At 40.0% G+C, this 24,747-nt stretch carries 21 protein-coding genes; 20 read left to right on the top strand and 1 reads right to left on the bottom strand.

Translation table 11 applies throughout. From position 1 onward, the window contains the following. Positions 1-26: 26 nt before the first annotated feature. The 12 genes from MKX62_RS04170 to MKX62_RS04115 all read left to right on the top strand — a co-directional run bounded on the left by MKX62_RS04170 (position 27) and on the right by MKX62_RS04115 (position 13,731). Positions 27-536: a JAB domain-containing protein gene (locus tag MKX62_RS04170; protein ID WP_340740840.1), complete on the top strand. Its 510-nt coding sequence runs from the start codon at positions 27-29 to the stop codon at positions 534-536. Next, positions 536-853: a hypothetical protein gene (locus MKX62_RS04165; RefSeq protein ID WP_340740839.1), complete on the top strand. Its 318-nt coding sequence runs from the start codon at positions 536-538 to the stop codon at positions 851-853. The genes MKX62_RS04170 and MKX62_RS04165 overlap by 1 nt, the downstream gene beginning before the upstream one ends. 440 nt (positions 854-1,293) lie before the next feature. Then, positions 1,294-2,169 carry a tyrosine-type recombinase/integrase gene (locus tag MKX62_RS04160; protein WP_340740838.1) on the top strand — a complete coding sequence of 292 codons (876 nt, stop codon included), beginning with the start codon at positions 1,294-1,296 and terminating at the stop codon, positions 2,167-2,169. 26 nt (positions 2,170-2,195) lie between these two features. Continuing rightward, positions 2,196-2,504 (top strand): DUF960 family protein, encoded by a 309-nt coding sequence (locus MKX62_RS04155; RefSeq protein ID WP_340740837.1) that lies wholly within the window; start codon positions 2,196-2,198, stop codon positions 2,502-2,504. A gap of 277 nt (positions 2,505-2,781) precedes the next feature. Beyond that, positions 2,782-3,153 (top strand): ribbon-helix-helix domain-containing protein, encoded by a 372-nt coding sequence (locus MKX62_RS04150; RefSeq protein ID WP_340740836.1) that lies wholly within the window; start codon positions 2,782-2,784, stop codon positions 3,151-3,153. A gap of 85 nt (positions 3,154-3,238) precedes the next feature. Next, a complete protein-coding gene (locus tag MKX62_RS04145) occupies positions 3,239-3,850 on the top strand; it encodes a hypothetical protein (RefSeq protein WP_340740835.1) in 612 nt (203 codons plus the stop codon). A gap of 270 nt (positions 3,851-4,120) precedes the next feature. Next, positions 4,121-4,630 carry a hypothetical protein gene (locus MKX62_RS04140; RefSeq protein WP_340740834.1) on the top strand — a complete coding sequence of 170 codons (510 nt, stop codon included), beginning with the start codon at positions 4,121-4,123 and terminating at the stop codon, positions 4,628-4,630. A gap of 87 nt (positions 4,631-4,717) precedes the next feature. After that, entirely contained in the window at positions 4,718-5,596 is an 879-nt protein-coding gene (locus tag MKX62_RS04135) for a hypothetical protein (RefSeq protein ID WP_340740833.1), read from the top strand. Between the two features lie 62 nt (positions 5,597-5,658). Beyond that, positions 5,659-7,410 carry a DUF927 domain-containing protein gene (locus tag MKX62_RS04130; RefSeq protein WP_340740832.1) on the top strand — a complete coding sequence of 584 codons (1,752 nt, stop codon included), beginning with the start codon at positions 5,659-5,661 and terminating at the stop codon, positions 7,408-7,410. Between the two features lie 301 nt (positions 7,411-7,711). Next, on the top strand, positions 7,712-8,587 hold the full coding sequence (locus tag MKX62_RS04125) for a tyrosine-type recombinase/integrase (protein ID WP_340740831.1): 876 nt from the start codon (positions 7,712-7,714) through the stop codon (positions 8,585-8,587). Positions 8,588-8,599: 12 nt separating this feature from the next. Continuing rightward, complete coding sequence (locus MKX62_RS04120) at positions 8,600-9,364, top strand: hypothetical protein (protein ID WP_340740830.1); 765 nt, start codon at positions 8,600-8,602, stop codon at positions 9,362-9,364. Between the two features lie 1,457 nt (positions 9,365-10,821). After that, entirely contained in the window at positions 10,822-13,731 is a 2,910-nt protein-coding gene (locus MKX62_RS04115; RefSeq protein ID WP_340740829.1) for a hypothetical protein, read from the top strand. Positions 13,732-14,802: 1,071 nt separating this feature from the next. Here MKX62_RS04115 and MKX62_RS04110 read toward each other — a convergent pair. Continuing rightward, complete coding sequence (locus MKX62_RS04110; protein WP_340740828.1) at positions 14,803-15,042, bottom strand: hypothetical protein; 240 nt, start codon at positions 15,040-15,042, stop codon at positions 14,803-14,805. A 634-nt stretch (positions 15,043-15,676) separates the two neighbouring features. Between MKX62_RS04110 and MKX62_RS04105 the strand changes: the two genes are divergently transcribed. The 8 genes from MKX62_RS04105 to MKX62_RS04065 all read left to right on the top strand — a co-directional run bounded on the left by MKX62_RS04105 (position 15,677) and on the right by MKX62_RS04065 (position 24,369). Next, on the top strand, positions 15,677-16,741 hold the full coding sequence (locus MKX62_RS04105) for an Ig-like domain-containing protein (protein WP_340740827.1): 1,065 nt from the start codon (positions 15,677-15,679) through the stop codon (positions 16,739-16,741). A 454-nt stretch (positions 16,742-17,195) separates the two neighbouring features. Beyond that, positions 17,196-17,513 (top strand): hypothetical protein, encoded by a 318-nt coding sequence (locus MKX62_RS04100; RefSeq protein WP_340740826.1) that lies wholly within the window; start codon positions 17,196-17,198, stop codon positions 17,511-17,513. 1,022 nt (positions 17,514-18,535) lie between these two features. Further along, positions 18,536-19,867: a group II intron reverse transcriptase/maturase gene (gene ltrA, locus MKX62_RS04095; RefSeq protein ID WP_340740825.1), complete on the top strand. Its 1,332-nt coding sequence runs from the start codon at positions 18,536-18,538 to the stop codon at positions 19,865-19,867. 192 nt (positions 19,868-20,059) lie between these two features. Further along, positions 20,060-20,704 (top strand): tyrosine-type recombinase/integrase, encoded by a 645-nt coding sequence (locus MKX62_RS24410; RefSeq protein ID WP_445683519.1) that lies wholly within the window; start codon positions 20,060-20,062, stop codon positions 20,702-20,704. Between the two features lie 53 nt (positions 20,705-20,757). Beyond that, positions 20,758-20,988, top strand: coding sequence for a hypothetical protein (locus tag MKX62_RS04080; protein WP_340740824.1), 231 nt, complete (start codon positions 20,758-20,760; stop codon positions 20,986-20,988). A 704-nt stretch (positions 20,989-21,692) separates the two neighbouring features. Continuing rightward, positions 21,693-23,231: an S-layer homology domain-containing protein gene (locus MKX62_RS04075; protein WP_340740823.1), complete on the top strand. Its 1,539-nt coding sequence runs from the start codon at positions 21,693-21,695 to the stop codon at positions 23,229-23,231. Between the two features lie 262 nt (positions 23,232-23,493). Then, complete coding sequence (locus tag MKX62_RS04070) at positions 23,494-23,673, top strand: transposase (RefSeq protein ID WP_340740822.1); 180 nt, start codon at positions 23,494-23,496, stop codon at positions 23,671-23,673. A 291-nt stretch (positions 23,674-23,964) separates the two neighbouring features. Next, positions 23,965-24,369 carry an IS3 family transposase gene (locus MKX62_RS04065; protein WP_340740821.1) on the top strand — a complete coding sequence of 135 codons (405 nt, stop codon included), beginning with the start codon at positions 23,965-23,967 and terminating at the stop codon, positions 24,367-24,369. Positions 24,370-24,747: the final 378 nt, after the last annotated feature.

Below are 24,747 nucleotides of genomic sequence, written 5' to 3'. Positions count from 1 at the left end.
TATTTTAATTTCAGGAGGAGATTAGTATGAATATGTACAAACCACAAGCACAACAATTGGATTTGTTGATGGTGAAGGAAGAGGAGAAACGAATGCCTGCTAAACGAGTGGATATTGTGTCGTTGCGATTAGTAAAAGAAACGAGTTTGTTGTACAAGGATCGTGCGATTCGAAGTCCAGAAGATGGTTACAACTTGTTTAAACAGTTCCTTGGGGAGTTGGATCGTGAGTATCTTGTCGTGATGTGCTTGGACGTGAAGAATCAGCCGACAGCGATCAATGTGTGTCACATTGGTAGTTTGAATGCGAGTATCGTTCACCCTAGGGAAGTGATGAAAATAGCTATTTTGTCAAATTCCGCCTCTATTCTAATTTGTCATAATCATCCATCCGGAAATCCGGTTGAATCACCAGAAGACATTGACGTCACCAAAAGATTAGCAGAAGCAGGGAGAATCATAGGGATTGAGTTGATCGATCATTTGATAGTCGGAGATGGTCGCTATGTTTCCCTCAAGGATAAGGGGTATATCTGATGGAGCTAACGAGAGAAATGGAATGGTTCTTGGATACGCTAAAAGTGCGCTTCAATGTGGAGCTGTCTTCTAATGATGTCAGTGTAGAAGCAACCGAGTTAGGATTGTCAGAGGTTGAAAGTTTCTTTGTTCCGAGTGAACTAATCGAGGTGGTTCCTGAAACGCTACTCTATGAAATTATGGTTGCAGAGGATGAAACGAATACTGAATGGGTCGGCGCAGTTGCCTTCTTTCCTAACCGACTGGATTGGTGTTTACAAGTAATCACGAAAAATGGTGAGCTGATTCTCCGAAATGTGCTTCCACTTATCCAATGATACTCACGACATAACTACGTCAATTCGATTGAAAACTAGCGACATTTCTTTCTACGTTCAATTCATACCAGCAGGATTGTTGTCGTTAAAGGAATCGTATCATTTTTAATAAGCAACAACTGACGCCATTATTATATAACTGTCGTCAGTCACTCATTTTATTAGCTTTGAAAGGAGGAGATTAACAAATGTGGATTCAATTATTACAGGCAGTTCTAATCGCAGCTGCAACGGCAGTCATCAATTATTTTGTTGAACAGCAATCACCATTGCGGTGGACTTAATGAGCCTCCTATTCATCCATTTGATAAGGCTTCATCATTTTAATGGAATTGACCAGAGAACATAATCGGAGGACATCAAACTGAACATAAAATACAGTGGAAGTCGTGATGAAATCATTCATCTTGGCTTCTATTTTTTTGAAAGGAGAATCATCTATGAATCTACACGAATCATTTTGCCGATGGTTAATGGAAGATGGAAAGAGTCCGAAGACTGTCGAATCATATGGAAATGACGTGAAGCAATTCCAGCTGTATCTAGAAGTGAAGGCATCCAATGAATCCGAACCACTTTCCCGCTTTTCATTTGTCCGCTACAAACAAGCTTTACTCGATGGCAACTTTAAGCCATCCACGATTAATAAAAAGATTAACAGTTTGAAAGTCTACAATGACTTCCTGTTTAGTCATAATCATGTGAAGGAGACGTTCATTCAATTGAAACGAGATCGTGTGCAAATTGCTTCAGGGAGTGAACGAATGGTTCAAGCCTTGAATGATAAAGAGGTAGAGAGAGTACTATTTTACATTCAGGATGAATCGAAAGTAAGCATCCGTAACCGCCTCATTGTTTATTTTCTACTCTATACAGCTGTTCGTGTGTCCGAATTGGTGGGCATTAAATTGAACGACATGGATCTTCTGAGACAAACATTGATGATTAGGGGAAAAGGGGGCAAGGTCCGGGAGATTAGCTTGCGACGCGATCTCATCGATTTAATGCAGCTGTACCGACAAGGTGAACGACAAGAAACCAAATACCAGGACAGTGATTACCTATTTGTGTCTCAACGCAGCCAGAAGATGCACCGGGACGCTGTTCGGAGGTGGTTGGCACTCATTTCAGAAGACATTGGCATCAAATTGCATCCTCATCTATTCCGCAGGACTTGTGCCACTCTATTGTTGAAAAGAGGCGTTCCAATTGTTACAGTCAGCAAAATTTTAGGGCATCATTCAGTGGACATGACTTCATCAATGTACATTCAAACGTCACGACAAGATAAGCAGGATGCGCTTGATTTATTGTAAAACAGACCATCAAAGGAGGAAAACAAATGTTTGAACACACTGACAGACGTTACGTTTCCAGTGCCATTGCAGAAGAATTACATCCAGAAATCATGGTGATCCTATGGCGATTGATTGACACGAAAAAGCATTTGAATGTTGAGCTAGATTACCAGCAAGTGTTTGAACTTACGGAAAGCAATGACAAGCAGGTAATCATCCATCGCCAGGAAGTACCACCCATGAAGTCCTTCCGAATCCTGCCATTACAAGATACCAAGCCTATCAATAGAACAGTTTGGTGCATGGACATGGGAGAGGAAGGGCAGATGATGCTTTTCCCGGAAGATTACTAATCTCTGAAGAAGGCAATGGATTGCCTGGGAACGTGAGAAATCCCGAAAATCAGGTTGCGTTCGAAAATGTGATGGAATGGTCAGAAAGCACAAGAATCGCTCGGGAAACGCCTGTAACAAGGTTTTCGGTGGACAAGAGACATGATAGAGAGAAGAAAATCCAGATAGGCTCGAAATCACTTAAAATGAAAAAGGCTCCTTAACAAATTCATAAGTAGATGTGTACGTAAACGTAGATGTACACGTCTGCAAATTAAATTGAAGGAGCGAATTAATTATGACTAGAGAAACCCTACTACTCGATGGACAGCAGAAAGTGGAATCCAAACTTGGGAAAATGATTCGTCAAAACAAAGAGAGACAAGAAAGAAAGGAAGCCCAGCAGGAAGGAGTGCTGATGCAGAATCCTACACTGGACGAAGCGGGGACATCTGAACAAGAAACAGAGGAACAGGCAGTGCAGCCACTAGCAGAGCTGCAACAAAGCAGGAAGCGAGTGAAATTTGAGGATGTGCATAATCGGGTTACGACCTACCTGAGTAAAGTGAATCATAGCAAGCTGAAAGAGTTAAAGGAGACTTATGGAATCCCAACTAGCAACTTTATAAACGAAGCACTTGAGGAACACTTCAAAAAGTATAAATTGTAAAATATAATCCCTGCATCTATCATAGGTGTAGGGATCATTTGTTGTAGCAGAAGGATAATAAATATGTATTTAAGGGGTGAAATATATGGAGATCAAAGACATAGAAGCTACTGATTTTGTTAGTTTAACCGAATTCTCTAGAAAGGTTTTCCCGGATCTCAGTAAAATAACAGCTGAACGTAAAGTGTCAAAGAATTTTAGAGACATATGTGACAAATATAATATTGATAAAGAATTATATAAACCTAATGGAAGAAAATCGTACAGGATTCCATTAATTGAGGAAAAAAGATGGTTACTGGGAGTGCGTCATATTGAATTTGCGTTAGGTCTAGACTTGAATAGGAAGCAAATAACAGCGTTTGTTGAAGATTTAATAGAAATGAAAAATGATTTAGAGAAGACTTTGATGGTAAATATTAGCCGAGATTTTAAAGAACTTAAAAACCATGACGACTATAAGATACCAGCCCTTTATTATAGTGATGGAGACATAAGTAAGCTGATTTTTAGATATAACTTTTTTGAATTAGAGGACCGAATTCAAGAAGACCTGGAGTACATATTATCGCGTGCTAAAAATGAGAGAAGGGTCGCTCATGCTGAAACTTATGTCAGAGAAGTGATGAAGCAGATGGAGTTTGTAAGTCAAGTAACAAGGCAACTAATTGAAGAGGAAAATAGTGAATTAGAATAACCGGTCATGTAAACAAAGAGCTTTCGGAATTAAGTAAGAGGCTGAAAACTACACCCAAACATATTCAGGGAGAGAAAATAATTCGAAGTTAATCAAATTATATAGGTTGGAACGCATGTTTGCGCACAGTTTTGGTGTTTTAATACCGAAGCTGTGCGTTTTTTCGAGATAGTAATTGTAATAATATTAAGGATGTAGACCGGAACGAAATGTGGTTTTAGAAACCAATGACTGATAGAATCTACAAAATTATTAAAGGGGGAACTACAAATGTCTACAAGCGCGTTAATAGAAGCTCTATTTAACAAAGATGAGCAGGAAACAATTCAAGTACCGGAAAGTTCTACTGGACCAAGTTATTTAACGAACTTAGTGCAAGAGTTCTTACTTAATACAAAAGTAGACACAGTAATACTTGAAAATACATGCATCAAATTCGGAAGTCATGTCGCTTTTGAATACGAAGCAGGTGGCGAGTATTGGTTGGGGGTGAGCAGGGCGAAAGTTAAAATTCCAAAGTACCCTCGAAACAATCGTTTTGACGCAACGGAATTAACGCATCATTTTAATGGGTGCCTGGACAATTGGTACTTGACGGAATATCAATTGTCTGAGGATACGATTGAGTTTGATCTCAAGTTCCATGATATGGATTTATACTACTCATTAAATGAAATAATCCAATCTGAAGTATTAGATCTTAGCCGTGGTTTAGATGCCTATCTGACATTGATGGGTGCTAAAGACTATGAGCTAGAAATTACAATAGATGAAATCTAACGTATTGATTTTTTTGAAGACAGAATGATGTCTTTTAAAAAAGATTGATTTAGACTATCAAATAAAAAATGGAAGTGGGTTTTCAAGATGATTAAAAGGAAAAATTCGACTAGAAAAAACATTAATAAAAAACTACTTACTCCAGACGTGAATAAGGATAAAGAAGAGGTGATGTCGGTGCCAGAGTCAGCAAGTGGAACGGAAGCATCCCCAGACATCATTGAAGCAAACGCCGAAGCAATGTCAGCAACGGGGAAACCGTCGATGCCAGAGCAAGCGGCTGAAACGGAAGCATCCTCAGACATCACTGAAGCAAACGCTGAAACAATGTCACCAACTGGAAAACCGTCGATGCCAGAGCAAGCAGTTGAAACGGAAGCATCCCCAGACATCATTGAAGCAAACGCCGAAGCAATGTCAGCAACGGGGAAACCGTCGATGCCAGAGCAAGCGGCTGAAACGGAAGCATCCTCAGGCATTACTGAAGCAGAGAGTGAAACAGTGCCATCACTGGAAAAGGCTTTGAAATCTGCCCCGATAGTGGAACAACCGCCCATTGAAGAGTTAAAGTCACTTGATTTAACTGGCTTCAAATCACCCAAAGTTACTGCTAATCAGCAAAAAACTCGTGGTGGAGCTGGAGCAATCTCCATTGTTGCTACTGAGAAAAGTGGAAAGCGTATAACGCTTAGCCATAAAATCAATAGGCATCTTGATCACCCGGGTAGCGTCCAAATTGCTTTGTCGGATGACAAAATGATAATTGCGGAAACGTTGAATTCCATCATGGGCAAATATCATTTGAAAGCATCGGGTAATAAAGCGGTTATTTATTCAACGCCTTTAGTGGAAGAGTGCATTGAGCGTTACAACTTGGACTATACAAATAAAACAACGATTACCTTTTACGAAGCTGAATATGGAATTAGTACTTCCGGTCCGTTCGTAAGCATCAAAATGAAATAACAAGTGGAATGAAGATAGGGTACTGGAGACGGTACCCCTTTAAAGGAGATGGAACACAAATCATGAGTAAACGTTATGGTAATCACCTAGCGGAAAATGGTGAGTTGTATGAGTTTAAGAAAGATCCTCAAGACCCATCTAAGGAGCAAAAATATTATATTGGTGAATTGTCACGTATTAAAGATTGCTGTATATCCATTGAAACTGGAAATGTCCAACTTACATTGGAATATTGGTATAAAAAAATACGAAGAGAGCGACCAATCTCACGTGGTCAGCTCCAAAAAAAAGAATTCACAAAGTTAATGGAGTACGGTGTAGACGCTACTGAAGGCAAGGTGAATAAAGTATTGTATTTCTTGGATAAACAAGAAAAAGAAGATGCCCCGTTGTCTTATTCACATAAGGGTCTCGGCTGGGGAAAATACGAAGATCAGCTCATTTTTAAACACCACGACATTCGTTGCCCATCAGGAGTTCAGTCAACTTATAATGGTCACTTTAACATCCAACCCAAAGGAACATTTGAAGCATGGCAAACGATTGTGGAGAAGCACATTTTGAAGCACCAAGCACTTGAATTTGCATTGGTGCTTGGATTTAGTGCTACGTTAAATGCATACTTTTCACAATTTACAAGTATGGATACGCTTGTTGTGCATATTTTTGGTGACTCCTCTACTGGAAAAACAACGGCAACTCGTGTAGCTACATCTGCTTTCGGAAGACCAACGACTACAGACGGTGGATTGGTATTGACCTGGAATAGTACAGCGAATGCTTTAATCAACCAATTAAAAGGAATTCATGGTATTCCAATCGGCTTAGATGAAGCATCGATGAATGGCATGAAGGATTTCAGTAAAATGATCTATCAATTAGCGGGTGGCGAGGAAAAGAGTCGGTTGAATGCTGACATCGAACTTCGAGAAAAAGGCACATGGTCCGGTGGATTTACTTCAAATGCAGAACATTCTTTGCACGCAAAGTCCAATCAAAATTCGGGCTTGCAAGTACGTCTTCCGGAAATTGGGAATGAACAGTGGACGGATTCAGCCGAGCATGCCGATTCCATCAAAGAAGGTTTTGAACAAAACTACGGTCAAGCTGGACCCATGTTTGCATCCCATCTTTTGAAGCAAGATAATGCAGACCTATTCGAGCGTTTAAAGGAAAAACAACAAGAACTAGTAGAGGTCATGGTAGTGCAAGATCAACTTACCAATCGATTAGCTGGTAAATTTGCTGTGATAGTATTAACCGCAACGCTCATGAACGAATTATTTTCTTTCCAAGTTGACGTAGACGCAATCCGTGACTTCATTGTCAAACATGAACAAGATAAAGTGGAAAACCGAGATATTGGGCAACGTGCCATTGCAGCGATTATACCGCAAATCATTCAGTACCAATCTTTTTTTGAAGGTAGAATGCTAGAACGTCCTGCTCATCAGTGTTATGGCTCTATTAGAGAGAAACCAGGATACACAGAGGTAGCTATATTAAAGCCGAAACTTGAGGAATGGTTAGCGTCTGCTGGTTTTACAGATAGTTCAGTGGTACTTCGTTCACTTAAAGATAAAGGTATCCTTGATAATGATTCTGGGAAAAATACAAGAAAACGTAAACTACCAGATGGAACAGAAGGAGCGAACTTTCCATCACAAGTTGTGTATGTCTTGAAATTAGACAAGGGCTTCCTTTCTAACTATAACCAGTCCGAAGAAGAGGAAAGGACACCCAGACAAAGAAAAGTCGTAAAGCAGTTACCGAAAAGTGAGTCCGATCCATTGGACATGCTTCAAGATAATTGACTATTACATCGATCGTGTAATCATTCGTCTATGCAACAAGCATTGGAATGTTCATCAAGCCCGAGAAACACACTAAAACAGCCATCATTGGAGCTTGTGATGGAATGGTCGGAAGGTGTAGGTTTCGTCCGATAAATGTCCATCACAAGCTTTCTTTAGATAACAAGTGAGCTGGAGATGAACGTCAGAAAACTCGGACAAGGGTGTGTCGCTCGACCTGACCATATGTTTAAGCGTAACGATACAATTTAGATATATATATTATATACCTGAACCAATCACATTGAAGGAGATGAACCAAATGTTACTGACAACCTGCAATGAAGAGCTGGAGCAGCACCTCATACAAAAAGAAATGAGTCCAGAAACCATCCGTAGCTATAAGGGTCACAATGATATGTTAATACACTATTTTAATACCAAAAATAACGGACCAACATTTGTGGATGATCTTTCGACAGAAGATTTGGAAGGCTATCTTCATTACTTGAAGCATGAAAAAGGATACAAACCAGCGAGTCTGAATGTGGTGTTGAATGCAATTCGTCGTTTGTACCAGTACACAATCCGTAAAAAATATGTTCCCACTAATCCGACAGCCGACATTGCACAAGCGAAGGTACAGCGAGAGGAACGTGCCTTCCTCAATGCGGCGGAGATCAACGAGTTGTTGGAAGCTATCGATCACAAACTGATTAGATTGCTTGTTCGCACGCTTGCCTACACGGGGCTTAGAATCAGAGAATGCATTGATCTAGAATTGAAGGATGTAGATTTTAAGAATAAAGTAATTCGTGTCATTAACGGTAAAGGTGGGAAGAATCGATTAATCCCACTATCGGATGAATTAGCCGTTCCGTTACAAACATACGTCAAAAATAAGCGACCAAAAGTATCTTCCAACAACTTCTTTGCCTTGAAAAGAACAGGTACAATCTCGGATCAATACGTCAATCGAGAGCTAAAAGCAGCGGTTGGAAAATTAGGTTGGACAAAGCATGTGACCTGTCATACGCTACGTCATAGCTTTGCCTCTATGCTTGTGAAGAATAACGCCAATATACCAACCGTCGCTAATTTGTTAGGACATGCCGATTACCGCACTGTTACGAGTGTTTATATCCATGTTGAAAGTGCTGAATTAGCAGATGCTGTGAATCAAATTACTTTAGTATAAGGGGGAAGATTAATGACCAATCAAGCTGTATTGAACGTCTTAGAGGATGACCGTGTCCAAGAAATACTCACAGGTTTAGTGTCAGGAAGGACACGTGAAGAATTGTCCAATGAATTTAATCATAAGACGTATAAAACATTGGATATTTACATGCGCCGAAAAGGGTTTACCTGGGATGCAGACCAGCAAAACTACGCATTGAAACAAGAGGAAACAGCATTACAATCAAGTCATGTGGACATGTCAAGAGCAAGTCGTATTCTTCAGCTGTTGAAGGATAATGCCGGGAATGCTAAAATCGTCGCTGCCCAGCTAGGCTTCTCCAATCATAAGGAGTTGGCTACCTACATGTTAGGTCGAGGGTATTCTTGGGACAGCGAAGAAAATACCTATGTGAAGAAAGCGCACCTAGAAGCATCAGTCGTTCCGGAATCTATTGCAGAGGATGAAGTTAAACTGGACGCTGAAACAGCGGTAACTACTGAAGAGATGTACTTACTTGCCGAATACCTTCCACTACTGAAAATGCTCAAACAAAATGAGTCAAAGCTTGTCGATATTCTAAAGCCATACGGATCACTCGGCAGCATCCCGCGTTACATGATTCCAGGCATTGCCAAGACAAAGACTGTGCAGATGGTCCATTCATTGGATCAGATGGTCGTGGAATTCGCAAATGAAAAGAGCATGACCCAACGAGATGTGTTTGAAGTGGCGCTCATCGATTTCTTCAAAAATTACGGGTACCAACAACAAATGGAACAATTACTGAAATAATCTTTCCAGCTGCTTCTGAAAACAAACGGAAACCACTGTCCTCAGGAAATCCCCGGGGAATTCCCTGTTGAAATCATAAAACCCCCATGCCGCAAACTGAGTAGTGCCAAGGGTTTGTGGTGAAAACCCCGCGATTCCCTACGGAAAAAGAGAAGAGACACTAAAGGGAAACCTGATGAAGATGAATTGTACAGGTAATTCAGTTGGGATATGTTCTATTAACCATACAATAGAATTCGGTAATTAGTAGATGCCTTGATAGCACAGGCTTTATCCATTACGCTTGAATGAGCAACAATGGTTCTAAATGTTACTTAGAATAAGTTGATTTGTGTAGTTTATGCAGATCAGCTTATTTTTAGATGTTCATCTAGTATGTCTGTTATCCTAGCTTGCTATGTTTGATTATAATAAATCATAGATGAAGAAATAATTGTAAGGAAATCTTATGAGTAAATTTCCTATAGTTTATTAGAATCGGATATTGGCATTTATACGATTGCTGAAGTAATGAGATTATATTCATAATACGTGACTATATTTACTGTAGAAGGTGTTAGTCATCATATTCCATTAAATTAGCTAGTTGATTGATATTTAAGCAATACAAACAGAATATAGATACAACTTTATATCGGGTGCAAACATTGATGCCGAGTCTTTGTTTAACAACAATGCTTTTCTATTGATTCAGCAAGGTTTCATGAAGTTCGATTTCCTCATTTACTTTTACAAGATCATTCGAAAAGATTTTCTATTTATGTCTCTACCTCATTTCCGCTGGGAATCGTGGGGTTTTTGGTGCAATCCCTTGTGCTGCATCGGTTTGTGTGAGTGGGAATTTGGGAGTTGGTGAGGAATTTCCCCGGGGTTTTCCCGTTCGTGTGTCGGGAATGGTATGGGCTTATTATTCAGGTGAAAATTGAGTTCCTTCATTAAAGTAGTAGCATGTTGGAATGGGGATGTCAGGGTATGTACAAGTTTACTTTGATGGAAGGGCATATCTATTGGATTAGCTCTCCATCATCAGAATCGATGCAGATCTTGTTGAGTCGGACAGCCTATTGCAATCCTCATGGAAACCTTTGCCTTGGGCAGCTTTTATTGATTTCGTCTTGGTTTCCAACTTACTGCAACTTCTCCACTTGATTCACTCCTGAACAACTGTTGGACCAGACCTCGAGGTGTGCCGGACGTTGAGTTCATTGAGTTTCCGACCATCCATTTTTATCCTTACTTCAAGTTACTTTTAGGCGATTAACAAGACAACTGTTAAAGTTGTTCTTAGCCAAGAAGTTGACTCTATTACAGCTGCTAACTTTGCAATTGAAGGTGGTAACGTAACAGCAGCATCACTTGCTGATGATAAAAAGACTGTTACTCTAGCTGTTTCTGGACTTAACTACGATACTGACTATACAGTTGTTGTTAGCGATGTTCTTGTTGGTGGAGAAACTGTGGACTTCGGTTCAAAATCATTCAAATCACCGGCAGTTACTGATCTTTGGGAACTTCAAATCAAAACAAGTGAAGATTCACTTGTAGCGAACGGTTCTGACAACCTTGAAGTTACATTCAACCTAATCAGCAAAGAAACAGGAACAATTGACAAAGACGCTGACAACATTGTACTTGACCTTAACACGACGCACGGAACACTTGCACAAAAACGTGTTACAGTTCAAGACGGTACAGCTACGGTTCTTTTAACTTCTGAGTTCTCAAATACTAACATCAATGCTAAAATTGATGCTCAAATTATCGAAGCATCTGGTGACTATAAAGAGCTAATTGGTAAAGTTGTTGCAACATTAAACGTACCATTTATTACATCAACAACTGAAAATGTTGATACATTGACACTCGTTTCAGCAGAAGCAAACCAAGCTGATCGTGTTACTTTATTCTTTGACAAGGAAGTTTCATTGAAGCACTTTGTTAAAACAAACACAAAAGGTGAATTGCTATACCTAGTTGGTGGAGTTGAATATACAGCTGAAAACATTCCAGCTAACACAGCACCAGAAAATATCAGTCACGTATTTAAAGTAGCTGGCAAAACAGTTGAACTTGCACAAGGTTCAAATACAAACTTTACAGTCCAAGGTTTCAAACCAGTAGCCGGCAACAGTAAAGCGGTTGAAGTAATCCTTGATAAAGCAACTGTTCTAAAAGATAACGCTGACGTTAAAGTGGATGTAGTAGCAGTTAACTCAATTGGTAAAGAAACAATCTCATCTGCTGACTTTAAAGTAACAGATGCACGTAAACCAGAAGCTACAGCTGTAAATGTGGAAGGTCTTAACACGCTAAAAGTGAAGTTCTCTGAAGCAATTGCTGATGCGACTTTTAAAATTGATGGGCGTTTTAATTCACCAACACACTTTACTTATGATTTTGGTGAGTTCAACCCAGTAACTCTAGTAGATAATCGTGATCTTGCTACAATTGAATTGACTAATCAATACGATGAAGATGGTATTGCTGATAATGATCCAGCTAATACTACACTTGAAGGTTACTTCTCAGCAGGTGAGCATACATTACAAATTTCTTCAACGAAGGACTTTGCATATGCAACAGATAAAAACAACTTAGGAACTACGCAAAACTTGAAGTTTAACATTGCAGCAGATTCTGCAAAACCAAATGCAACAGTAACAGTTGAATCACCAGAACAATTCCGTTTGAAATTTGACAAATCATTGTCAGTGGCTAATGCAGCTGGACTTCAAACATTGATTACAAATGGTGATATCCAACTCCAATTCTTGGATACAGACGGCGAGTATAAAGATGTTACTGGACGTACACCCGGTGAAGGTCAAGTAAATACAAATGAATATAAAATTGTTCGAGTATCAGCAAGTGAGTATGTTATCCAGCTAACAAAAGACTGGACAAAAGTTTACGATACTGATGCAACAAATAAAAACTATTATAATGACAAATTCCGTCTATTTGTTAAGAAAAATGTGTTAACTAGCGTTACAAATGGTTTGAAAAACGATGAAATTAAACTAGACTTGAACTATGCAGGTTCACCGTTAAATTCAGCTGATACAACTAGCCCAGTTATCAACACAATTGAGCGTGTAGCTGCATCTGATACATTCCATGTAACGATGAGCGAACCAGTTAAATTAGATGGACAAGTAGGTGGTAACGATACACTTGCACAAGGTCAAACTTCATTACCGGTTACAACTGTTCAGTTCCTTGGTAAAGATAAAAATGGCGCTGCTGTAACTGTGAATGGTACTGTTGTAAAGTATGCGGATAAAAATGCAGCTGACAAAGTACTTGAGGTTAAATGGGACTCTGCAAATACTCCACAAAATGTTGTTGATAAAGGCGGTAGTGAAGACTGGACAATCGTTATCCGTTCAATTTCTGACGATGTAGGTAACACAGCTGCATCGGCAACAAAAGCTTTCAAAGTTGTAAAGTCTGCTTCAACGGATACACCATTCTTTGTACAGAAATATGCAGTTGGCCATGCTAAAGCAGGAAAATACATGGTTGAAGGTGCAGGTAATGGCACTTTAGAGGATACACTTGAAATCACATTCTCTGAAGGTGTTCAATACAGCGGTCTAAGCGATGCTACAAACCCAGCGAACTATACACTTAACGGTGTAACACTTCCAGCAGGAACGAGCATTGCAATTGCAGATATCGATGCAGATACTACTAATGGATTTGAGAAAGTTGAGATTACTCTTCCAAATGGTACATTAAACATCGGTGCGAACGTATCTAACGTAATCACTATCAACAAAAACTTGGTTTCTTATGATGGTTCTAAATTAATTGGTGAAACTGAATTGGTTGTGAATGTTGATGAGAACGTTCAAGCAGCAACTGATCAGTTGGCAGTTGCAACAGACAAAGGTCTAGTTGAAGCTGGAACTTATGCAATTCCATTTGCAAACCAAACAGATCAAACTACAAAAACTGCATGGGTACAAGGCGAAGTAGATGCACTACTTGCTAACGGAACAACAGCTGTAGTAACATTCAACGCTGGTTCATACGATGTAGTTATTACATCAGGTACGGAAACTGCTAATGCTACAATTACTGTTACAGAAGTAGCACTTACTCCATCAGCTATCACGTTCGCAGATGTGGGACCAATTGCAAAACAAGTTGGTGATGCAGCATTCACAAATACAGTGACAGGTGGAGCCGGAGCTGGGGCAATCACTTATACAAGTGGAACGCCAGCAACAGCTACAGTAAACCCAACAACTGGTGAAGTAACAATTCTTGCAGTTGGATCAACTGTAATCACAGCAACAAAAGCTGCAACAGCAACTCATGCAGCGGTTACAGTTACTTATACAGTGAATGTTACTCTTTAATAAAACTAAACGAAACGTTGCTTTATAAGCTGATCTATTAATCTAGAACTAGTGAAATAAGCAGAAATTTGACCTCATGGACTATACTTTAATTAGTAATGTTCCATGGGGTTTTTTTCTAACTATCGTGCTGGATTCGTCAGGGAAGTGCTGACGCGTGTTGAACAGTTCCTTATTGCTCACGAGCCTAATCCTCCTGCATCCAGTGAGAGCCTATCTGCTCGAAGGGATGAAGTCAGGTGAAGTCGTACTCGGTGGTCCCGAGGCGGGGTTCTTTAAAAGATGACTATGGCTAGGACGACGAATCCATGTAGGCAGGGTGATGTGGTCAGGTATGCGAAATTGCTAGGAGTTCATACCTGATTCTCTGTTTCAAAATAAACAGTTGGTGATTCGACTAATTCGAACTGTTAAACGAATCATGCCCACTCTGGATAGTGGAAGCCTACGGTCATCAAAACAAGGGAACAGCACGATGGAACGTTTGATATCTTACTAGAAGAGGTGAGTTAGCACCAGTGAAGCTAGTAAGATGGCAGCGGGTTCATAGTAGTGACGATCGCTAGCCGTTTGGACTTGTATGGTAACATACGAGAAGGATAAAACTAGCAGGAGCGAAGGAACCCAGTCTGTGGTAGTCTATAAACTTATTTCCCTAAAATAAGCGTAATAATCATAGTCAGTCCAGATTATGTCTGCGACTGGCTTTTCTTATCGATTATTAACTTATTACTCAGATGACACTTGATTTGCTAGGGAAATAAAAAATCTACCGCTGACGGCACGCCGTATGCGATGAAAGTCGCCTGTACGGTGTAGGCCCGAAACGAAAGCCGCTTCTGTGGTATAAGACGGGAATAGCATACAAAATATAGTATTCCCTGGTCCAGGAACGACTGTAAAAGGTGGCGCCTCTATTACTATCGTTTCTTCTGGTGATCCAACAAACAATGTTTGGATTGCACCAGCGGGTCAAACGACAGTACCGACAGCTAATGGAACAACTATAACAAATGCAACTGGTACAGCAACGAGTATTATTGTACCAAGCATTGGTGGTACTTATCATGTTTATGTATCTGATGCTGCAGGTAATATCTCTGCTGCATCAACAGAATCAATTTCTATAGATGATGCGCATCCATCAGTAACCATAACGAGTGCATCGACTGCAACAGGTGTCATCAGTGGTATATCTGATGACAATGTTGTAACAGTTAAGGTATTCTCTGATGTGGCTCTTACAACTGAAATACCAGGTTCAGGTTCAGTTGTTTCAAGTATATTGACTTGGACTGCGTCATCTAACATATTGTCTACAGTAATTTATTATGTTGTAGTAACTGATTCAGTAGGAAATGAAACTGTAGAAACAATAATGGCTTCTTAATATTCGAGCACAGTCACTCACACAACTCAGACGCAATTCTGATGGCTGAGTATGACACCAAAGAATATAGTCCTTTGAACCTTTATGGGTCAAGGGGCTTTTTCTTTTGTTTTCCATTCTCTACTTCTACTATAACCTTTTCAAAACCGACTAAACTGGAATCATTAAACTGTGAAGAATGTAATGATTTTGCATTCTCTTTAAATGATTCTTAATGAAATAGTTAATTTAGTGTCAAGGCTGCTTCCATTCCATTTCTACTGCACTTTCATTCATATATTATATTCCTGAATACAAATAGAAATGCCTTACTTCCATCGCGGAGGTAGGGCTTATTTGATCGACTTTTCTATCTCTATAGTTATCCGAATATTTCAATATGGTAGTGACAAGTCTTACAATCTATTTTATAATATAATCAGGGAAATAAGTAAAGACAGACAACACCACTGATGGATCGCCGTGTGCGGTGAAAGCCGCCTGCATGGTGAAGGCTCGTTATAAAACTGAGAGATAGAGAAGGTATAAGACGAGAATAGCATACAAATAGGTGCAATGATTACAGGTGTAGGAACGCCTACAACAGTTTTACAATTAGGTGAGACAACTACTAGAACAGTAGCAACAACTGAAACAGGTACAAAAACGTGGTCATCAAGTAATACTGCAGTTGCAACAGTTAATGCAACTACGGGTGTAATCATAGCCGTTGCACCAGGAACGACAACGATTAGTTACACATCGGGTACCTCTATGAGTAATAGTGTGAGTGTTACGGTTTATCCAGCAGCAACAGCAACAAGTCTAACATATGCTCAATTATTACAAATGAGTGAGGTAACAACAGCACTAGTGGGTGCAGGCTTATCCGCAACAGCAACTAATAAAAACTTTACATCTGGTACACCAGGAGTAGCGACAGTTAATGATACAACAGGTCAAGTATCGGCTGCGGGAGCAGGTACTTCAATTATTACTTATGTCGGAAAAGATGCGAATGGAGTGGTGATTGAAAAAGGGACTGTAACTGTGACGGTTCATCCACAAGCAGCTGTAGGAACAGTACCAACAGTTCCAGCGCCTTTTTCAGTAATTGGATGGGGTTCTGCAGCAACTGGTTATACAGCTCCAGGAATTGGTCAATCCATCATTTGGAGCGTAACGAATGGCACAGGTTCAGCGACGCTTAACCAAAGTATGGGTGCTATAAGAGGTGTTACAGCTGGTGATGTAACTGTAACCTATAAAATAGTGGATAATGCTACAGGTATAGTGGCTTATAAGTCTACTCCAGTAATAGTTACAATTCCTAATACACCGAGAGTAAATATTTCAGCACCATATATTGATGGTGGGACGATCCCTGGAACTTATGCGATGTCAACGAATGTGAATTTGACAGTTGCGATAATAGGGGAAAATAACTCAACTGTTACATTCAGTAATCCAAGAAGTAATGATACAAGTATTGCAACTGCTACGATTACTGGTCCGAATCCTTCAGGGCATGTATATTTAAATGTAACAAAAGTTGGTCCAGGTCCAGCTTATATAACATTTGATTATACAGATAGCAATAATGTAACGGGTACAATGACTTGGACATTTAATTTTCAATAATACAAAAGGCTCAACGCAAGAATAAGTTCTTTTTAAATACCTGGTGCCAGTCACTTATACAACTCAGACACAATTCTGAGGGGTGAGTATGACACCAAAGAATATAGTCCTTTGATCCTTCATGGGTCAAGGGGCTTTTTCTTTTGCTTTCCATTCTCTACTTCTACTATAGCCTATTTAAAACCGACAAAACGGGAATCATGAAACTGTGAAAAAAGTAATGGTTTTGCATTCTAATGACCTGAATTGTAATGAAATAGTTAATTTAGTGTCAAGGCTACTTCCATTCCGTTTCTACTTCACTTTCATTCATATATTATATTCCTGAATACAAATAGAAATGCCTTACTTCCATCGCGGAGGTAGGGCTTATTTTAATTTCAGGAGGAGATTAGAATGAATCGAATTTGGAGCAGTTGGGATTTTTGGTTGTTAAGGAAAGAGGGTACATCTGATGGAGCTAACGAGAGAAATGGAATGGTTCATGCAAACGCTAAAAGAGAACTTCTACATGGAAGTGTCTGCTGAAGAAATCAGTGTAGAGGCAGTGGAGTTGGGAGTGTCTGAGGTTGAAAGTTTCTTTGTTCCGAGTGAGCTATTCGAGGTGGTTCCTGAAACGCTACTTTATGAAATCATGCTTGCAGTAGATGAAACTGAAAATGAATGGGTCGGTGCAGTTGCTTTTCACCCTAACTTGCCGGATTGGTGTTTACAGGTGGTTACGAAAAATGGTGAGCTGGTTCTTCGGAATGTGCTTCCACTCATCCAATGATACTCACGACATAACTAAGTAAATTCGATTGGAAACTGACGACAGTTCTTTATACGTTCAAGTCATACAAGCAGGATTGTTGTCACTAAAGGAATATCAGCGTTTTTAGTAAGCAACAGCTCACTTCTTTATTATATAACTGTCGTGAGTGGCCATGGTACAAGCATATTTGAAAGGTGGGATGAGTATGCAGCAACAAGTAGTAGTAGCTGTCGCTGTCGCAGCAGTAACAGCAGTCGCAAAAGAAATTATTGAGGAGAGATAGAATGATCATGTGTAATTGTAGATTGGTGAAAGGTGAACCATGTCGCCTACGCAGAATTGGTTTAGTCGTTTGGTGAAATGTTGAGCAATGGCTTCCAAGCTGTTGCTCTTTTGTGCGCTTGGCAGCGCTTTTCTCTAATGGGTGTAAGTCCCTAACATGCCGTAGTGGCGGAAATGTATAGCTGACTGGTAGTGCGGGTATCGCGAGATTCCGTGCGGAGGACCAGAAGGCGAAACTCGGAACAGATGGCATTAACCATGTTGGCTGGTAGGATAGGATAACCTTGCAAAAGGTGGGGAAGTCCAAAACCACACTATATTCTATTAGTTACGAGGACTGGATTCGGGGGAAAGAGAATTGACGTGACCCAAGGAGATCTCATCATCTCCACCTTAGGTGGTAAGGGTCTTTCAAAGCCGCAATGGACAAGAAGGATTTTACGGAAGGTGAGAAGTCAGAGCAGGGGATAGTAGTGAATAAACTTACCGGAAAAGCCATAAAGGTAAGTGACTTGTCATCTGATTGACAAGACAAGCATTGACTCAAAAGGCAGTGACTTGATGCGAAGCCGGTCTGTCCATGCAAGAAAAGCAAGTGCATTTTAGGCTCTCCATGTACTAAACAGAAGCCGACGAGGCAGATAGCCGAAGAATCGGGACCGAATAGAAAGTAGGTTGTTTAGGGGCGGAGTACTATTTCAGATACTGGTCAGTGCAAACTAGTCAACCAGTCGAAGGATTAGGAAGGTAACGGATACATGAAAGAACTAACAGAAAAGCAAGGCTTACGTGTAGGAGGAATATCCACAAAGAAACGAAAGTGGTACAGCCTTATTGATAAGATTTGGTCATACCCAAACCTGGAACAAGCCTTTTATGATGTGAAGAAAAACAGAGGAGCGCACGGTGTAGACACTATCACGATTAAGGAATATGAACTTGAACTGGAACTGGAACACAACTTAAGAGTGCTCCAACAATCATTGCGTGATAAATCGTATCGTGCGAAACCGGTAAGAAGAGTCTACATTCCAAAAGCAGATGGAACGCAACGTCCACTGGGGATTCCTACTGTCGGTGACCGTGTCTTACAGGCAGCGGTCAAGCGGAAGTTAGAACCAATCTTTGAAGAGAAATTCCTTCCATGCAGTTTCGGATTCCGACCAGACCGCAGTGCACATATGGCGATAGATGCAATCCGTAAGGATTTGATGGCGGGATACACGTTCGTTATTGATGCAGATATCAAGACCTATTTCGACTCCATTCCTCACGAGAAGTTAATTGAATTAGTTCGTGAAGAAGTAGTAGATAGTAGTGTGATAGCTTTACTTGTACAATTTCTAGAATCGGGAATAGTAGAAGATGGAATTGTTAAGGAAAGCACTAGCGGTAGCCCGCAAGGGGGTGTCATCAGTCCGTTGTTAGCTAACATCTATTTACATACACTGGATGTAATGATGACAGCGCGTGGGCATAGAATTACACGCTATGCGGATGACTTTGTCATCTGTTGTAAATCCCAAAAGGGTGCTGAAAGAGTTTTGAAATCAGTGAAGAAATTACTCGAAGAGAATTTAGGGCTGGTCGTTCATCCGACGAAAACCAAAATCGTAGATAACATGTCTGAGTCTTTCACTTTTCTTGGATACACTTTCAAAAAGGGATATTTCCATACACCCTCGAATAAAGCGGTTCAGAAACTCAAACAGAAAATTAAGGACATTACGAAAAGAAATTTAACAGTGAACATGGAAGATTTTATTAAGCGTCGTCTCAACTCTGTGATTAGGGGTTGGGGGAGGTATTTTGGGATTGGATTCTGTAAGACATTGTTTAGAAACTTAGATTCATGGATTAGGCGAAGATTGCGGATGATTCAGCTACGAAGCTGGCGGGAAATAAATAAACTCCATAAGGAGCTTAGAAGAAATGGTTGGAAAGGAGAGCTCCCCCGTCTTAGAATGACCAAATGGAGAAGTTCTCTTTCCCCGCCAGTTCATTTCGCCATTTCCAACGAAAGGTTCAGGGAACAACGATTAATTTTCTTAGTAGATATTTATCAAGACTTGCATCCCCAAAGGGGATAAACATGGAGGAGCCGTATGCGATGACCCGCACGTACGGATCTGTGAGAGGCGCATGAATTTATTCATGCGCCTACTCTATTTTGAGGAGGAGAAAGGAATGCAGAGAACAATACTTGCACAATTTACTGAGTGGCTAGTAGAAGAAGGAAAAGCTGCTAAAACGATAGAGAGCTACAAAAGAAAGAATTGTCAGTGGCAACGATCAATAAAAAGGTGAACAGCCTAAAAGTGTACAATGACTGTTTGTTTGACAAAGGCTATGTCGAAGCTGTGTACATCAAGTTGAAGAAGGACAAAGTCATGGTGGCAAATGGTTCAGAGGATGAAGTGAGCGTTCTGACAGAGCAACAAGTCCAACAGTTTTTGTTCCATCTTGAAAAGGAATCAGAACGCAATCGGTTGATGGGCTACCTGCTTCTGTACACTGGCGTTCGAGTCAGTGAACTTGTAGGCATCAAACGGGCAGACATCGATCCAGTTGAGGCTGTTTTGACGGTGACAGGCAAAGGCAAACTTCCGAGAAGTGCCGCTCAGACAGGACGTGCTAGAACAGCTGTAAAACTACCAAAAAGGAGGGCGTGTCAGCAACAAACACAGCGACAGCCCCCATCATTTGCTCAGCCAGAGAGCACCAAGAATGCACCGAGACAGCGTTCGGAGATGGCTAGAAGCAGGTGGCAAACAGCTCGGCTTCCACGTGCACCCGCACATGCTACGACACACATTTTGTACAGCCCTTCTTCGAAAAGGAGTAGAGCTGACGACCGTGTAAAAGCTCGCTGGACATGCGAACGTAAATATGACCGCCAAATACTACATTCAGACGTCAAAGGCTGAAAAGCAATTAGCGGTAGAGTTACTGTGAAATTGATTGAAAGAGGGAAAATGAAATGAAAATCATTCAATATTTAAGTGATATTGAGTTTCTAAAGGCTGACCTACCACTATCACTAAGAACAGAGATGGAACAAGACTTCCTTGGACGATATGAATCAATAAAACATGATAATACCTATTTATTAAACTTTTGCTTGCCATTAGTGCAAGCTCTTTTTGTTTTGGAAAAAGGTGATGATGTACTTGCTGAATTTAATGAACCATTTGTATTAGAATACGTATAAGCACGAAAAGATGATGAAGTGAACTACTATCTCTGTGCTTTACGGATCCATGCCAGCAGGGTATAAAGTGCGGTATCGGTGCGAACTTAAAGCTCAATGCGCTGGATAAACAACTTGACATGGAGCCTCTCCATGTCAAGTTGTGCGGGAAAGAATTGGTAGCATTCCCCAGTCGTTGCATATTCACACTCCTCACACGAGAATCTATTATATACAGCTATTCCTATCGGTTCCTAGGGTGTATAGTGGCTCTTCGTTCCGCAAAGCCAGGCTCAAACCTCCGCCTAAGTGGCTCAATTCATCTGCAATATTCATGTAGACAACGTGTCATTACGGTTAGTGAAAGAATCGAGCCTATTGTACAAGTGCCATCCGAAACCCAGAAGACTGCTAGAATCTGTTCTAGCAGCTCCTAGGTAACAGGTACAAACCAAACTTACGAAAAATAAAAAATACATTTTGTTGAAGAATTTCTTTTTTTCCTTTCTGGGTTAAACTGTATCTAGTACTGTTATTTTTAAGTGACGCAACGCTAGTGGTGGTGCACTGTGTGCTACACTACTTTTTTTCACTGATATCGAAAAACTCTTCAGTAATTGTTTTGTTACTATTTACTTACACAATGATTCATAATATAGTTAAATGGTAACGTGCATGAAAATTTAAGTTAACAATGACTATAGTTGCAGAGAGGGGAAGAATCTATGAGGAAATGGATGGTTGGTTTATTGATTTTTACAATGTTTAACATGGTGAATTCAAATTCAGCAATGGCGGCTGCGTTTCGTGATGTTTCAAAGAACCATAGTAATTACAAAGATATTGAATATTTAGCGGGTAAAGGGGTCATTAGCGGATACCCTGATGGAACCTTTAAACCAAATGAGCCTGTTACTAACCGACAGGCTGCGGCGATGCTTGTGAAAATGTTAGGTCTAAAACAAAACATTTCCAATTTATCTCCTTATAGCGATGTCGGGCCTGAAGATCCTTCCTATCGGGAGATCTATATTGCGGCACATTCAGGATTGTTTCCGTTGGGCGGATCCTTCAAACCGAATGCCCCTTTGACGAGAGAAGCATTAGCGAGGGCTGTCTCTGTGGCCTTCGAATTAGAGGGTGATTCAATGATTGTATTTAAAGATGTTGCCAAGTCACATAAGTCCTACACATATATCAATCGATTGGCGGCAAACAAAATTACGTCCGGCTATCCCGATGGTACCTTTAAGCCGAATGGTACTGTCACACGTGCTCATTTTTCTGCATTTCTTACACGTGCTACAAAACTGAATTCTGACTCTATCATGCTGGAAAACGTAGTATTGTCGAAAAAAGATGGTGCGAAGAAATTTAAAATTGGTGATGATGTTTATATACTTGACGAATATTACTATGCATCTAAAGAGGATACTGCAAGTTTTGGTAAAGATCAGCATACGTATAACCTGAAGGGGACGAACGTTGATATTTATATAACAGAATACCCGTATGCAAATCAAGCTGAAAAAAAAGCACTCGTTCAAGAACTTAATGCGAATTGGGGAAATCAGGAAAAGGTTATCTTCAAAGGAAACGGCTATGAAGAATTTATGAGAGATTGTACTTTTACCACAACTAGGTGTAAGTTTGGACTTACTCGTGTTGACGACGATTCCGTTGATTACTGGTCAATTAACTATAATAGTTCTGAAAAAATGAAAGGGATTACTAATATCTTGTCAGACATCAAAGGGACAATCGGTGAAAAAGAAAAGATGAAAGCCTATGTGGAAGCAATTGGTTTATCAAACGTAGACTACACATTTATGAGCTACTATGATGAAGAAGATAAATATACCTATCGGACAGACTTTTTATATGCTCCAACAGATGTGAATGAGGAACAGTTCTCAATTCAGATATTAGAAGGGAAAATGACAACAACTGAAATGGATCAACTACTACGTAGAGCTGAAAAGGAGGATTTCCTTACAAAAGAAATGATTGACTCCCATACCGCTTTAATCACTACAAATGATGCAGACACAAATGATAACTATAGTATTGTCAGCCACTTATATGCTCATTCGACTTATATTAACACCAAGACTGGGGAGTATGTAAAAGTTGATTCTCGTAAGTGGGTTAAACATCTAGACTATTATCACAGTAAAGAATATCGTATCAAACATAATGGAATGATAATGGAGATGTTTCCAATGACCAAGCAGGCAGCGACGGAGATTTGGAATGCTTCATAATAAATGAATCTAAACAGTGCCTGTACTACAGATAAAGTCTTCTGTTATACCTAATTGTGTGTTGCACTGTTCGTCAGACGATTTTTTAAAAATGAAGTTTGATAAAGTTGGGAACGTACGTGTAGTATAAGGTGACTCAAGGAAGGTAGATAAATTTATTCTGATTATTGCGTTTTAACTTGGCGCAAATAGAAAAAGTCCTCTTAATTTGTTGTGCACCCCAAAAGTTAGAGTCAATATCTAATTTTGGGGGTGTTTTATTATGACTAAATATAGCGATGAATTTAAGTTGATGGTTGTGAGAGATTACCCGAATAGTCCACTTGGTTTCAAACTACTAGTCCGTAAATACGAGATGAAATCATATTCGCAACTTAGAAACGGGGTGAATATATACAAGAAACACGGCGCAATTGGACTTTTTAAGAAAGAAAAACAATGAAGTTTATTCTGTTCAATTCAAGCTGGATGTACCAAGTTTTATGAAAAGGACAGGCGCTTCTCTGACTGAAACAGCTCTTCACTTCGGGCTAACAAATCCATTGATGATCGCTTCGTGGAAAAAATCATTGAGGGCGTTGCTGAAGCCCTGCACAAACCGGAAGGACGGCCAGAGTTATCTCGAAAAGCGAAAATAGCGTTATCATTCGAACTCAAAGATAACTTCCCGCTATAGGCCGTCCTTCAGGTCATAGGCATCCCTGAATCTTCTTACCATTATCGTCTGAAAGGAATGAAGACGGAGCACCCTAAGCAAGAGTTGGAAGAAAAGATTCAAACTATTTTCGAAGAGAATGATGAAAACTATGGTTACCGTCGAATTCAGTTGGAGTTGAAAAATAAAGGGATTACAGTGAACCACAAGAAAGTTCAGTGTATCATGGGGAAGCTCGGACTCAAAATGGAGAAATCCCGAAAATCTCGTCGCTATAGATCTTATCAAGGCAATGTGGAGACTGTTGCGAAGAACCCTATTTATCGCCGTTTTTATACAAATACGGCTTATCAAAAGCCGACGACAGACATTACAGAATTCAAGTGTACAGATGTTTTGAAATTTTATCTTAGTCCTATTGTGGACATGTATAACGGAGAGATTTTTTCATACGTCATTTATATCCAACACTGTACTTTGTGAAGAACCCGTTAGAAGTCGCTCTTCAAATCGTAAAATAGTCAAAATATCGAATCACTATACACTCTAATTAAGGCTGGCATCATCAGCATAGTAAATGGGTGAAGACGCTTAAACGTCACCATGTTTTCCAAAGCATGTCCCGTAAAGTAAACTGTCTTAATAATTCACCAAAGGAGATCTTCGTTGGTCTTTTGAAGCAGGAGATGTATTATGGGATAGCCCTTCGCAGATATAAGGAATTAAAATGAGATATCGAGTCTTGTATCAATTATTTATAATAATAAACGTATCATGCAAAAATTGGCTGGTATGATCCCGGGTCAATACCGTCTTAACACCACCCAATTAGCTGCGAGCTATTTATGGAAACGCACATTC

Source organism: Sporosarcina sp. FSL K6-5500, from assembly GCF_038005665.1.
GTDB lineage: Bacteria > Bacillota > Bacilli > Bacillales_A > Planococcaceae > Sporosarcina > Sporosarcina psychrophila.
This window is presented reverse-complemented; position numbering and strand designations above follow the sequence as displayed.